Annotated in this window: 8 protein-coding genes; 2 read left to right on the top strand and 6 right to left on the bottom strand. The window is 36.1% G+C overall.

Going from position 1 to position 14629, the window contains the following annotated elements; translation table 11 throughout:
- Nucleotides 1–30 precede the first annotated feature (30 nt).
- On the top strand, nucleotides 31–1128 hold the full coding sequence (gene prfB / locus A2530_RS00290; RefSeq protein WP_294883824.1) for a peptide chain release factor 2: 1098 nt from the start codon (nucleotides 31–33) through the stop codon (nucleotides 1126–1128).
- On the opposite strand, the gene A2530_RS00285 is transcribed toward prfB, so the two are convergent.
- A complete protein-coding gene (locus A2530_RS00285) occupies nucleotides 1106–1450 on the bottom strand; it encodes a hypothetical protein (protein ID WP_294883822.1) in 345 nt (114 codons plus the stop codon). The two genes, prfB and A2530_RS00285, sit on opposite strands and share 23 nt — an antisense overlap.
- A 40-nt stretch (nucleotides 1451–1490) precedes the next feature.
- Between A2530_RS00285 and A2530_RS00280 the strand changes: the two genes are divergently transcribed.
- Nucleotides 1491–2204 (top strand): arginyltransferase, encoded by a 714-nt coding sequence (locus A2530_RS00280; protein WP_294883820.1) that lies wholly within the window; start codon nucleotides 1491–1493, stop codon nucleotides 2202–2204.
- Between the two features lie 412 nt (nucleotides 2205–2616).
- Here A2530_RS00280 and fusA read toward each other — a convergent pair whose 3' ends face one another.
- From fusA to rpoB, 5 genes are all read right to left on the bottom strand, one after another.
- A complete protein-coding gene (gene fusA / locus A2530_RS00275) occupies nucleotides 2617–4707 on the bottom strand; it encodes an elongation factor G (protein WP_294883819.1) in 2091 nt (696 codons plus the stop codon).
- Between the two features lie 12 nt (nucleotides 4708–4719).
- Nucleotides 4720–5187 carry a 30S ribosomal protein S7 gene (gene rpsG, locus A2530_RS00270; RefSeq protein ID WP_294883817.1) on the bottom strand — a complete coding sequence of 156 codons (468 nt, stop codon included), beginning with the start codon at nucleotides 5185–5187 and terminating at the stop codon, nucleotides 4720–4722.
- A gap of 201 nt (nucleotides 5188–5388) precedes the next feature.
- Nucleotides 5389–5769, bottom strand: coding sequence for a 30S ribosomal protein S12 (gene rpsL, locus A2530_RS00265; protein WP_294883815.1), 381 nt, complete (start codon nucleotides 5767–5769; stop codon nucleotides 5389–5391).
- Nucleotides 5770–5955: 186 nt separating this feature from the next.
- The gene (gene rpoC / locus A2530_RS00260; RefSeq protein WP_294883813.1) at nucleotides 5956–10473 is read right to left on the bottom strand and encodes a DNA-directed RNA polymerase subunit beta'; all 4518 of its coding nucleotides are present in this window, start codon (nucleotides 10471–10473) and stop codon (nucleotides 5956–5958) included.
- Complete coding sequence (gene rpoB, locus A2530_RS00255; RefSeq protein ID WP_294883811.1) at nucleotides 10466–14611, bottom strand: DNA-directed RNA polymerase subunit beta; 4146 nt, start codon at nucleotides 14609–14611, stop codon at nucleotides 10466–10468. The genes rpoC and rpoB overlap by 8 nt, the downstream gene beginning before the upstream one ends.
- Nucleotides 14612–14629: the final 18 nt, after the last annotated feature.

Below are 14629 nucleotides of genomic sequence, written 5' to 3'. Positions count from 1 at the left end.
ATCGCAATTATACACTATTGGATTAATTTTATGGATAATTACGAATATACGGAACTTTTAAAAAATATTTCAAAAAAAATGAACAATATTACGGGTGTTGTTGAACCTCATAAACTTCAAGCACGTCTAAAAGAGATTGATGAACTTGAAAACTCTCAAGATTTTTGGAGTGATGCAGCAAATGCCGCTGTAATTCAAAAAGAGAAAACTCAATGTGAGAGAAAACTTAAAAAATACTCTCTTGCAAAAAATGCCCTTGAAGATGCAAAAGAGCTTTATGAGATGGCAAAAGAAGAAAATGATGAGGATTTAATATCAGAGTGTTTTAGTGGTGCCCAACATTTAGAAGACCTTATCCGTACAATGGAGATTGAAGTTTTACTAAGTGAAGAAACGGATGGCAATAACGCTATTCTTTCAATCCATCCGGGGGCGGGTGGAACAGAGTCTCAAGATTGGGCTTCTATACTTCTTAGAATGTATAAAAGATTTGCAGAGAGACGTGGATGGAGCGTTGAAGTTCTTGACTATCAAACCGGAGATGAAGCAGGTATAAAAGATGTATCTTTACTTATCTCCGGGGAAAATGCTTATGGTTATCTAAAAGCAGAAAATGGCATTCATAGACTTGTTCGCATCTCTCCTTTTGACTCTAACGCAAAAAGACATACATCTTTTAGCTCCGTCATGGTTTCTCCTGAAGTTGATGATGACATAAATATAGTGATAGAAGATAAAGATATTCGTGTTGACACGTATCGTTCAAGCGGTGCCGGTGGACAACATGTAAATAAAACAGAGTCTGCCATTCGTATTACACATATAGCAACCAATGTAGTTGTGCAGTGTCAAAATGATAGAAGTCAACATAAAAATAGAGCGACTGCTATGAAAATGTTAAAATCGAGGCTCTATGAGTTAGAACTTGAAAATCAAAAAGCAGAAATTGCAGGTATTGCAAAAAGTGAGATAGGTTGGGGACATCAAATTCGTTCTTATGTCATGCAACCTTATCAGCAAATTAAAGATACCAGAAGTAACGAAGCGTATTCAAATATTAGTGCCATTCTTGACGGCGATATTGATAAAATGATAGAAGATGTGCTTATTGCTCAGAATCGTTCTTAGATCTGTTTATAAAACTATACCCCAAGAAACCTATTCCCATAAGCATACTTACTATTATTAAGTACTCAAGCTGTTTTTTTTGAGCGTTCTTGAACTCTTCCATAAATGGCGAAGTTTCAGGCTTAGAGGATGCTTTTGAACTTGTTTTGCCGCTTCCTAATGCACTTGCTTCAATTCTTGCAATATTTGCGGCAGCAATCTCATTTTCGCTAAGTACTTCATCAGGAGTTACCCAAAAATAGACTATAAAACTTATAAAAAGCATTAAACCGCCCAACACTCGAAAAATTAGTATCTTATTTTTTATTATTATCTCTTTCATTATGTACCTTTTATAAAGGAAATTATGTCAAACTTCTAATATGAATATACTTAAAGAATTTAGCGTTGACAGCAAATGCTCATACTTACCCAATAAAAATCAAAGCACCTACTACAAGATAATTTCGGAGTGCTCTTTGTCATACTGTGAAGAGCTTATAGAGCTAGGCTATAGAAGATTTGGAAAGATGTATTTCAGACCGATATGTTTTGATTGTGATGAGTGCAAAAGTATAAAAATAGATGTTCAAAACTTCCATTTTTCCAAATCACAAAGAAGAGTGATAAGAAAAGCTTCTAATATAAAGAGCTATATTCAAAAACCTACTATAAGTAAGACACATTTAGAACTTTTTGAAAAATATCATCTTTTTATGAAAGACAAAAAAGGGTGGGAATATAGCGCTTCTAGTGTACAAAGCTATTATAATTCTTTTGTAGATGCACATAATGAATTTGGTTATGAAGTTTTATACTATATAGATAACACTCTAATCGGTGTTGACTTAATCGATATATTACAAAACGGCGTATCATCTATCTACTTCTACTATGACCCTGATTATGAACAATATTCACTAGGCAAACTATCTCTATATAATCAAATTATGTTTGCAAAAAAAAGCCAAAAAAAATGGATATATCTGGGCTACTATGTACAAGAGTGTCAATCTCTTTCATACAAATCACAATATAAGCCATATTTAACATTACAGGGAAGACCTGATATATATGAAAACCCTATCTGGCAATAAAATAGGTTATTTATATTTCGAATGTTGTAGAAATGATACAGTTATGAATTTTTTTTATAATTTTTCTTATACTTTTTAGTTTTTAAAATATACCAGATATAATTATCTCCATGATTAAAATAATAAAAAATGAACTTATCTACTTTTTGCTTATACTGTTACTTTTAGCATTGCTTCAACACTCTGATTTATTGCACTCTCCTATAGCGAGAATTAACTTAATGTCAGAAAAAGGAAACTATCTTCATCCATTGATTTGGGCTTCTGGACTATATATAATTGTTATCTTAGTAAGACTTATTATTAAGTATATTCTTTATTTAAAAAATAAAAAGAGCTAATGTAAGTGATTTGAAGATTGAGTAAATGTGGGTAATACTTTCCCTTTAGGGAAAGTATATATTTGACTGGCTTAGCCGTTTCTCTTTTTAATGATCTCTTCAGATACATTTCTTGGAACTTCCTCATAGTGATCGAATTCCATTGAGTATGTAGCACGTCCTTGTGTAGCAGAACGAAGGTCGGTTGAGTAACCGAACATCTCAGCAAGTGGCACAAATGCATCTACAATTTTGTTTCCGCTTCTGTCACTCATATTTGTAACTTGTCCACGACGACGGTTAAGGTCACCGATAACATCACCCATATAATCTTCAGGAACTTCAACTTCAACTTTCATTAGCGGCTCTAAAATAGCAGGTTTTGCTTTTCTACAACCCTCTTTAAAACCCATTGAAGCAGCAAGTTTGAATGCCATCTCATTAGAGTCAACCTCATGATATGAACCGTCGTAAAGAGTGATATCGATATCTTCCATAGGGTAGCCGGCAAGAACACCATTACTCATAGTCTCCGCACAACCTTTTTCAACAGCTGGAATATACTCTTTTGGAATTACCCCACCTTTGATTTCATTGTGAAATACAAAACCTGTTCCTGCAACACCCGGTTTGATAGTAAGATAAACATGTCCAAATGCACCACGACCACCAGATTGTTTAGCATATTTGTATTCTTGGTTAACTGTTTCTCTAATAGTTTCACGGTAAGAAACTTGTGGCGCGCCAACTTCAGCTTCTACTTTAAACTCACGCTTCATACGATCAACAAGAATCTCGAGGTGAAGTTCACCCATACCAGAAATAATTGTTTGACCTGTCTCTTCATCAGTATGAACTCTAAAAGATGGATCTTCAGCAGCAAGTTTACCTAAAGCTAATCCCATTTTTTCTTGGTCAGCCTTAGTTTTTGGCTCAACAGCAACAGAGATAACAGGCTCTGGGAATGTCATGCGCTCTAATATAACTTTATCACCTTCTGAACATAAAGTATCTCCGGTAGTCGTATATTTTAGACCAACAACAGCCCCGATTTCACCGGCATAAATCTCTTTAACTTCTTCACGCTTGATAGCATGCATCTTTACAATACGCCCAATTCTCTCTTTTTTATCTTTAGTAGAGTTATGAACAAATGATCCAGCTTCTAGTGATCCACGATAGACGCGAATAAAAGTTAATGTTCCAACAAACGGGTCAGTCATAATTTTAAATGCCAATGATGCAAATTCCCCATTATCAGTTGATGGAACAACAACTTCTTCATCCTCATCATCCATCATCGTGCCCTTAATTGGAGCACATTCTGTTGGAGCAGGAAGATAAGCAACAACAGCGTCAAGCAGAGTTTGAACACCTTTGTTTTTAAATGCGGTACCTGCCGTCATAGGAACAATATGCATACCGATTGTAGCAGCTTTAATACCTGCAATAATTTCATCTTCTGTTAACTCTTCACCCTCTAAATACTTCTCAGCAAGGTGTTCGTTACCGTCAACTTCAGAGATAGATTCAATCATTTTTTCACGGTACTCTGCAGCTTTGTCTAGCATATCAGCAGGAATCTCTTCTACATGGTAATTTGAACCCATCGCAGCATCTTGATCCCAAACGATAGCTTTCATAGTAACAAGGTCAACTATACCCGCAAAACGCTCTTCTTCGCCGATTGGCAATTGAATTGGAACCGGATTACCTTTAAGACGTGTACGAATTTGCTCTTCAACAACGTAAAAGTTTGCACCTGTTCTGTCCATTTTGTTAACAAAAACAATAGATGGCACGCCATAACGATTTCTTTGTCTCCAAACTGTTTCAGATTGTGGTTGAACACCGCCAACTGCACAAAATACAGAAACTGCACCATCAAGGACACGCATTGAACGCTCAACTTCGATAGTAAAGTCAACGTGACCCGGAGTATCAATTATATTAATCTGTTTTCCAGCCCATTCACATGTAGTTGCAGCAGAAGTAATAGTAATACCACGCTCTTGCTCTTGCTCCATCCAGTCCATAGTTGCAGCACCGTCATGTACTTCACCTATTTTATGCTCACGACCTGTATAGAACAGAATTCTTTCAGTCGTTGTAGTTTTACCCGCATCAATGTGAGCAGCAATACCAATATTTCTAACGTCTTCTAATTTATGTGATCTTGCCATAATATTTTCCTATTACCAACGATAGTGAGCAAATGCTTTATTTGCTTCAGCCATACGGTAAGTATCCTCTTTTTTCTTAAATGCATTACCTTTATCAGATGCCGCATCCATAAACTCATTTGCCAATCTCTCAGCCATTGTTCTCTCATTTCTTTTGCGAGAAGCATCAACTAACCATCTAATAGCTAGAGAAAGCTGACGCACTGGGCGCACTTCTACTGGAACTTGATAAGTAGCACCACCAACACGGCGACTCTTAACTTCAATAATAGGCTTAATATTTTCAATTGCACTATTGAATGTGTCAATACCTGTTTTCTCACCACGAGAACTTACGATATCTAAAGCGCTGTAAATAATTTTTTCAGCTGTACTTTTTTTACCGTCGTACATAATTTTATTTATAAATTTCGTTAAAACTTTGCTTCCATAAACTGGGTCTGGCATAATTTCACGAACGGGAGCTTTTCTTCTTCTCATTTGTAATTTTCCTTACTTCAATTTTTTTTCAAATTTACTCAAAATATCTCACTAAAGAGCTATCCTGTGTGCTTGAATAGTTTTCAGCTTTTAGCACAAAACACAATTTCAAAATGAAACTAGTTTCATGAGTCACTGCTGAAGTGAACTTAGCGTTAGCGTAGTGAAACGCACTTGTTAGTTTTGCGCACTAATAGATGGCTATTTTTTTGCTTTTGCTTTTTTTGTTCCGTATTTAGAACGAGCAACCTTACGACCTGTTACACCTGCAGTATCTAGTGCACCACGAACGATATGGTACTTAACACCGGGTAAATCTTTAATACGACCGCCACGGACAAGAACTATTGAGTGCTCTTGAAGGTTGTGACCCTCACCACCGATATAAGAAATAACTTCAAAACCTGAAGTTAAACGAACTTTTGCAACTTTTCTTAAAGCCGAGTTAGGTTTTTTAGGTGTTGTCGTGTAAACACGAGTACAAACACCACGACGTTGTGGACATGATACAAGAGCAGGTGATTTTGATTTTTTAACCACTTTTTTACGCTCATTGCGAATCAACTGATTGATTGTAGGCATACAATTCCTTTACTTAATTTTTCCAGTAGAATTTAACTCTCTATTTTTAGGGAGTTATAGACGCGTGATTATAATAAAATTATAATAAAAGTTAGCTTATTTTAAGTATTAATTAATATATGGGATTTTATATGAGAAATAATAGCTACTTTGATAGTAGCTATTATTTTATAGGGTAATTGTTAATTACCCTTCTTTAGTACCAAAAATTATCTCTTGGTTTTTATAAATACCAGTTCCAACAGGAATTGTACGACCGATAATTACGTTTTCTTTAAGATCGTTAAGATCATCTATCTTAGCACTAACCGCAGCTTCTGTTAATACTTTGGTAGTATCTTGAAATGATGCAGCAGATATAATCGAATCAGCTGAAACTGCAGCACGTGTTATACCAACTAAGAATGGTTCAGCAATTGCCGGACGACCGCCAAGTTTAATAATTTTTTCATTCTCTTGCGCAAATTTAGCTTTAGATATTAAATCACCTTCAATAAACTTAGTATCGCCAGATTTAACAATTTTAATTTGTCTAAGCATCTGTGTAAAAATTACTTCTATGTGCTTATCGGCGATATTAACCCCTTGTGAGCGGTAAACTTGCTGAACTTCACTTACTAAATAATTATAAAGTGCTTTTACACCCATAATACGAAGTAGCTCATGTGAAGAGATAATACCAGTCGTAAGTCTCTCACCAGCATGAACAAAGTCGCCGGTATTTACAACAGGTGAATGAGATTTATCAACAAAATACTCTTTAATTATGCCGCTGTCTGATGTAACTAAAATTCTTACTTTCCCACGAAGAAGCTTGCCGAAACTCACAACACCGTCTATTTCAGATATTAGTGCCGTTGCTTTTGGACGACGACCTTCAAAAAGTTCACTTACACGAGGAAGACCTCCTGTAATATCGCTTGATTTTTGAAGAGCTTTTGGTGTTTTAGCAATAATATCAGCTACTTTTACTCTTGCACCGTCTTCTACGTATATAGATGTTTTTGCTTGAACTTGATATCTTAAAAGTTCACCATCTTCACTAGCAAGAACAATTGTAGGCTTATAATCAGCAGAGATATGGTCGTTTATCATTAAACGTGTTTTACCTGTTAGCTCATCATACTGCTCTGTTGCAGTCGTACCGATTATAATATCTTCAAACTTAACCACACCGTTTGTCTCAGAAATAACTGGATTAGAGTATGGATCCCACTCAGCAATTACTGTTGATTCATCTGTTTTTGGCTTAGCTATAATTGTTTTTGAATCAACAATAGCATCATCTTCAGTTACAATCACAGATCCACGAGCAATATAGTGACGTACAGCTTCACGGTTATTACTATCAACTACGGTAGCAAAAAGGCCTTTTTCAACTACCTCATAACCTGATTTAAGCCCATCAAATCTCTCTAAGTAGTCGCCCTTTAGTAGGAAATACTTAACAGTACCCTCTTCTTTTGCAAGAATTTTTTGAGTAACAGGCGCTCCGTTTGCAACCAACACTTCAGATGCATATGGAATACGGCTAGGAACATTCCAGCCATCTTTAATAGTTTCAACTATAGATTCTAACTCTTTTACTTCTGAGCCACTCTCATACGGGAAGTAATATTTCCCTTCAATTTGTCCGCCGACACCGGCTAGCTCATTCGGCTTAGCAATCTCATTTTTACGAAGCGAATAGCGAATAGTCTCAGTTTTAGAGATAACACTAATAATAACTTCATCATGTACAGTCTGAATATCAATTTTACCTGCAAAAGGAGCTTTAATTTTAGGTTCAACTAAAAGTACGGCTGCATTTCTACGATTTGCAACTATATTTTTACCCTCTTTAGAAGCATATGTTCTAAGATTGTAGTAACGTATAAAACCCTCTTTTTCAGCAACAACTTGTCTCTCTTGTGCAGTAGAACTTGCAGTTCCCCCAACGTGGAATGTTCTAAGAGTAAGCTGAGTACCAGGCTCACCGATTGACTGAGCAGCAATAATACCTACAGCTTCTCCTCTACGAACTATATGACCGGTTGCAAGATTCACACCGTAACAAAGTGCGCAGATACCGTTTTCACTCTTACATGTAGTAGGTGTTCTAATATATGCTGTTTTTATTCCTGCTTCAGAAATTACTTTAGCACTTACTTCATCAATTAAAGTTCCCTCAGCGTATAGTATTTCATTACTGATAGGATCAATAACGTCATCAGCAAGAACTCTACCGTTAAGTCTGTCTTCCAACGACTCAATCAGAGTATTTTGATCAGAAATATCAGATATCTCTATACCTTCGTGAGTATGGCAGTCGTGCTCAACAACTTTAACATTTTGTGCAACGTCAACAAGCTTACGAGTAAGGTAACCCGCATTTGCCGTTTTAAGTGCAGTATCGGCAAGACCTTTTCTAGCACCGTGAGTTGAAATAAAGTACTCAATTACGTTTAGACCCTCTTTAAAGTTAGAGATAATCGGAGTTTCAATAATCTCACCGCTTGGCTTAGCCATAAGTCCCCTCATACCTGCTAGCTGACGAATCTGAGCAGCTGAACCACGAGCACCTGAATCTGCCATCATATGAATCGAGTTAAAGCCGTTTTTGTCTGTTTGAACTAAATCCATCATTTGAGTCGCTAACGTATTGTTTGTATCAGTCCAAACGTCAATAATTTTATTGTATCTCTCTTGTTCAGTTAAAAGACCTGCTTCATACTGTTTTTGAATCTCAAATACTCTATTTTTAGATTCAGCAATTTTAGCTTCTTTTCCTACAGGAATTTTAATATCATCAATAGATATTGAAACTCCTGATTCTGTTGCATGCTTAAAACCAAGGTTTTTAAGTCTGTCAAGGAAACCTGCTGTTATACCTATACCGCCATGTTTTTGAACATAATCAACAATTTCATTAATAGCTTTTTTCTTCATGACTCTATTCCAAAGCTCTGCAGGAACAAAATCCGGTAAAATCGCTTTTAAAAGCATACGACCGGCTGTTGTATGAATAATTCTTCCATCATCTCTAGTTCTTACTTTTGCATGTAAATCAAGTGCATCATGTTCAATAGCAATTCTTACTTCATCCACATTTGCAAAAAGTTTATTAGAACCTTTTACACCATTTTTTTCTAAAGTAATATAGTAGATTCCAAGAACCATATCCTGTGAAGGCGTAGCAATAGCTTTACCTGATGCAGGAAGAAGAATATTCATTGAAGCCATCATAAGAACCTTAGCTTCTGCTATTGCAGCAGAACTTAAAGGTATATGAACAGCCATCTGGTCACCGTCAAAGTCGGCATTAAAAGCAGCACAAACTAACGGATGAAGCTGAATAGCTTTTCCGTCAATCAATTTAGGATGAAATGCTTGAATTGAAAGTTTGTGAAGTGTCGGTGCACGATTTAATAGTACCGGATAACCATCAACTATCTCCGCAAGACACTCCCAAACTTCGTTTGTTTTGTCTTCAATCATTTTCTTAGCAGCTTTAACCGTAGTTGCATAACCTTTATCTTCAAGTTTTGCAATCAAGTGTGGCTTAAATAGTTCAAGTGCCATTTTCTTAGGTAATCCGCACTCATCCATAGATAATTTTGGTCCGACAACGATTACTGAACGTCCTGAAAAGTCAACACGCTTACCAAGTAAGTTTTGTCTAAAACGTCCCTGCTTACCTTTAATAATTTCACTTAAAGATTTAAGAGGACGTTTATTGGCACCTTTAACTGCGTTAGCACGACGACCGTTATCAAAAAGAGCATCAACAGACTCTTGAAGCATACGTTTCTCATTTCTAACAATTATTTCAGGAGCTTCAAGTTCAACAAGACGTTTGAGTCTTTGGTTACGGTTAATAACACGACGGTAAAGGTCATTTACATCAGAAACTGCGAACTTGCCCCCATCAAGACTTACAAGAGGTCTTAAATCAGGCGGAAGAACAGGAAGTACCGTTAACATCATCCATGCAGGATTGTTGCCAGAATTTAAAAACGATTCAATTACCTTAAGTCTTTTAGCAATAGTTTTTCTTTTTGCTTCGCTTTTTGTTAGTTCAATATCTTCTTTTAGCTGTGTAAATGCATCAACCAGGTCGATAGAGTCAAGTAAATCGCGAACTACTTCACCACCCATACGAGCTTTGAAGCCTAATTCACCAAATCTTTGAACTAAAGTACGATATTGTTCCTCATTTAAAACATCATATTTTAAAACAGGAGTTTTAGCTTCTGCATCGTAGTACGCCTCTCCACCGCTCTCAACAATGTATGCCTCATAATAAAGTACACGTTCAAGGTCTTTCATCTTGATACCAAGAAGAGTTCCGATTCGTGAAGGTAGTGAACTAACATACCAAATATGTGCTACGGGGGTTACAAGCTCGATATGACCCATACGAATACGGCGAACTTTAGTTGATGTAACTTCAACACCACATTTTTCACAAACAACGCCTTTATAACGCATTTTTTTGTATTTACCGCAAAGACACTCATAATCTCTTACAGGACCGAAAATTTTTGCACAAAAAAGACCGTCACGCTCAGGTTTCAGCGTACGGTAGTTAATAGTCTCAGGTTTTTTTACTTCACCGTGACTCCATGACAACACCTTCTCAGGAGCGGCCAAACGGAACTGTATCTGTTTTATATCAGTCGGTCTTTTCTCTTCAGTTACTTCAATAGGTACTAATTTACTCATTGTCTTCTACCTCGTCAAAAATTTCTACATCAAGAGCAAGTGATTGAAGCTCTTTTGTTAATACGAATAGTGTTTCAGGAATACCGGATTCCGGCACTAGCTCACCTTTTGTAATTGCTTTATATGCACGAACACGTCCATCAACATCATCAGATTTGATTGTAAGCATCTCTTTAAGCACAGCACTTGCCCCATAAGCTTCAAGAGCCCAAACCTCCATCTCTCCAAATCTTTGACCACCAAAGAGTGCTTTACCTCCAACAGGCTGTTGAGTAACTAAAGAGTATGGTCCAGTTGAACGGGCATGAATTTTTTCATCAACTAAGTGATGCAGTTTAAGAATATACATGTAGCCGACATTTACGCGCTCTTTTATCTTCTCTCCCGTTAAACCGTTGTAGAGTACAGTTTTACCGTCTGTATCCATTTTAGCCAGAGCAAAAAGTTTTGCAAACTCTACGGCATTTACGCCTTCAAATATAGGGGATGCAAATTTAACACCTTTTGACCAATCACGAGCATAATGTAAAAATTCATCATCAGCCATATTGCCAATAACATGTACAGCATTCATCATACCTGCAACGTCAGCTATTTCAATCATCTTAGCGCGAAGATTTTGGATAAAATCTTTTTGCTTAGAGTTAAATTGCTCTAAAATTTGATTACCAAGCTCACGACCTGCCATACCTAAATGCATCTCTAAGATTTGACCTATATTCATACGAGATGGAACACCAAGAGGATTTAGACAAACATCAACGCTTCTTCCGTCTTCCATGTAAGGCATATCAACTTCAGGTACTATTGTAGAGACAATACCTTTATTTCCATGACGTCCTGCCATTTTATCACCGACTTTAAGTTGACGCTTAGTGGCAATATAAATTTTTACATACTTAACAACGCCGTTTGGTAAAATGTCATCTTTTTCTAAGATATTAAGTTTCTCTTCATGCTCATCACGGAAAAGTCTTTTCTCTTTTTGAAAATAGTTTTTAGTTTTATTATACTCAGCTTGAATATCTTCGCTAAAAGATTTTATAATCGCGTTCATTGCAAAACGGTTTACTTCAACCAAATCTTTACCGTCTATTATATCTCCTACCTTGTAGCTAGTATCGCCAATTTTAATATCAGCAATAAGAGGCTCTTTTGTAAGAAGCTTAGTAACTCGAAGCATCTCCTCTTTATCAATCATAAGGAGTCTGTCATAATGCTCACGTTCTAAATAATCACGCTCCTCTTTTTCTAACTCTAATGCACGTGCATCTTTGTCATAACCTTTTTTTGTAAAGATTTTAACATCAACAACAACACCTTCCATTGACGGAGGGCAGTAAAGCGATTTATTTATTACATGTCCTGCTTTTTCGCCAAAAATTGCACGTAGAAGTCTCTCTTCCGGGGTAGGTTTAACTTCTCCTTTTGGAGACACTTTACCTACTAGTATCATTCCTCCGGTTACATTTGTACCGATTTTAACGATACCGCTGTCATCTAAATGAGCAAGTTCATCATCTCTAACATTAGGAATATCTCTAGTAATCTCTTCAACACCATGTTTTAATTCTCTTGCTTCAACCTCTTTTTCATAAATATGAACTGAAGTAAATGCATCTTTGCGAATTAAACGCTCAGAAATTACAATTGCATCCTCAAAGTTGTAACCATTCCAAGGCATAAACGCAACCATAGCATTTACACCAAGAGCTAGTTCTCCTTGATCCATATTTGGACCATCGGCAATTACCTGACCGATTTCTACTCTTTGACCTATTTTTACAATAGGTTTTTGTGCAAAAGAGGTATTTTGATTTGTACGAAGATTTTTTTGTAATGGATAATAATCTATATATATCTCTCCATCATCATCGCCCATCACATATATGTGTCTTCCATCAACTTTTTCTACAATGCCTGAACGTTTAGCTTTAACACATTCCCATGAATCACGTGCAACAAGCTTCTCAACACCTGTTCCTACCATTGGAGCATCAGGCTTAATAAGCGGAACTGCTTGACGTTGCATGTTTGAACCCATAAGCGCACGGTTAGCATCATCGTGTTCCAAAAATGGAATTAATGATGCGGCTACGCCGACAACCATATGTGATGAAAGGTCTGCATATTCACACTCTGTTGCAGGACGATGAAGTATTTCGCCATCTATTCTAGTAACAACAAGTTTATCTATAAATTGCCCATTTTCATCAACTTTATTTGATGCGGCTGCAATTTTTTTACCTTCTTCTTGTGTTGCTGTTAAATAAACAACTTCATCAAGAATCTTTCCTTCTTTCATCACTTTATATGGAGCTTCAATAAATCCATGTTCATTTACTTTTGAGTAAGTTGCAAGAGTATTGATAAGACCGATATTTTGACCCTCAGGAGTCTCAATCGGACAAATTCTACCATAGTGCGTAGGGTGAACGTCACGTACTTCAAACCCTGCTCTTTCTTTAACTAAACCACCTTCACCAAGAGCCGATAGACGACGCTTATGTGTAACTTCTGATAGTGGATTTGTTTGATCCATAAACTGAGAAAGTTGACCGCCTGAGAAGAACTCCATAATTGTTGACGTAATCATTTTTGAATTGATTAAATCATGCGGCATAAGTTCATTCATAGGTCCGCTCATAGTTGAGAGTTTATCACGGATAGCTTTTTGCATCTTTATTAGACCATTATGAAGCTCATTTCCTAACAACTCGCCTATTGAACGAATACGACGGTTACCCAAGTGATCTCTGTCATCTATATGACCTTGACCATTTTTAACTTTAATTACATATTTTACAGATTCTATAATATCTTCTTGAGTCAGTACTGTTACGTATTCAGGAATATTAAGCCCTAATTTATGATTCATTTTCATACGACCGACTTTTGTCAAATCATATCTTTCTGGGTCAAAGAAAAGCTGATTTACAAAAACTTTAGCAGCTTCTTTTGTTACAGGTTCTCCCGGTCTCATTACTTTATAGATACGAATAGCAGAAAGATCATTCTCATCTTCAATATCTTCTGTCTGCTTTAACAATTTCAGTGAATCTGAATCAGCATTAAATGCATTGATAATTGAACTATCAACTCCATCAGCTAAATCATTCGCTATACTAAAACTTTTTACACCAATTTCAGCCATCTTTTTAAGCTTAGTCTCATCGATACGAGTCATAGTATCAAAAAGTATTTCTCCTGTTTCAGGGTCTATAATAGGTTTTGCCAAATAACGATCTAAAAGTACTTCTAAAGGATATTCAACTTCATTAAGTCCATCTTCTATAAACTTTTGAGCTTTTTTGCCTGATAATCTTTTTCCTGAAGCTAAAAGTATTTTCCCGTTTTTATCAATCAAATCATAAGTTAATCTTGATGAGTAATCATTTGGATTAAATGACATTAAAAATTTATTATCTATAATATTGATAGTTTGAATCGGGTAAAACAATTTCAATATATCTTGTTTAGAATATCCAAGTGCACGGAACATGATTGTAACCGGAACTTTACGACGTTTATTTATTCTCATATACAGAATATCTTTAGGATCGTACTCAAAATATAACCATGAACCACGATCAGGAATAATTTGACCGGTATAAATAAGCTTATTTCCTGAAGTAGTTGATTCTTCTTCTTTGAAAATAACACCCGGTGATCGGTGAAGCTGATTTACAACAACTCTCTCAACACCGTTTATAATAAATGATGTTCTATCAGTCATCAATGGAATATCACGAACAAATATACTCTGTTCCTTAATATCTTTAACACCTAATTTTTCTTTTGTATTTTCATCTCTGTCCCAAAGAACCAGACGAGTTTTCATTCTTAAACTTACTGCATAAGTAAGACCGCGTTCCATACACTCTCTAACTGTGTATTTTGGTTTTCCTACTTCAGAACCAATATACTCAACAGTAAGTCTATTTTGAGTGTCATGAATAGGAAAAACTGATTGAAATACTGTCTCTACACCACTCTGTGCACGATCTTTTTCATCAAGCATTAAAAATTTACTGTATGAGCTTTGTTGTAATTGTAGTAAGTTCGGTACTTCTATCTGTTGAGGAGTTTTAGAGAAGTCTACACGAAGACGATTTCCGGAATATAAAGTGTTTAACATAGGCTACCTCGGTGAGTT

The sequence above is a fragment of the Sulfurimonas sp. RIFOXYD2_FULL_34_21 genome (assembly GCF_001830805.1).
Classification (GTDB): Bacteria; Campylobacterota; Campylobacteria; order Campylobacterales; family Sulfurimonadaceae; genus Sulfurimonas.
The sequence above is the reverse complement of the archived record's forward strand: the minus strand, read 5'-3'. Positions and strand labels throughout refer to the sequence as shown.

Bases quoted from the DNA above. Each gene is read 5' to 3' on its own strand.
- prfB (WP_294883824.1), top strand. From the start codon at position 31: ATGGATAATTACGAATATACGGAACTTTTAAAAAATATTTCAAAAAAA.
- A2530_RS00285 (WP_294883822.1), bottom strand. From the start codon at position 1,450: ATGAAAGAGATAATAATAAAAAATAAGATACTAATTTTTCGAGTGTTG.
- A2530_RS00280 (WP_294883820.1), top strand. From the start codon at position 1,491: ATGAATATACTTAAAGAATTTAGCGTTGACAGCAAATGCTCATACTTA.
- fusA (WP_294883819.1), bottom strand. From the start codon at position 4,707: ATGGCAAGATCACATAAATTAGAAGACGTTAGAAATATTGGTATTGCT.
- rpsG (WP_294883817.1), bottom strand. From the start codon at position 5,187: ATGAGAAGAAGAAAAGCTCCCGTTCGTGAAATTATGCCAGACCCAGTT.
- rpsL (WP_294883815.1), bottom strand. From the start codon at position 5,769: ATGCCTACAATCAATCAGTTGATTCGCAATGAGCGTAAAAAAGTGGTT.
- rpoC (WP_294883813.1), bottom strand. From the start codon at position 10,473: ATGAGTAAATTAGTACCTATTGAAGTAACTGAAGAGAAAAGACCGACT.
- rpoB (WP_294883811.1), bottom strand. From the start codon at position 14,611: ATGTTAAACACTTTATATTCCGGAAATCGTCTTCGTGTAGACTTCTCT.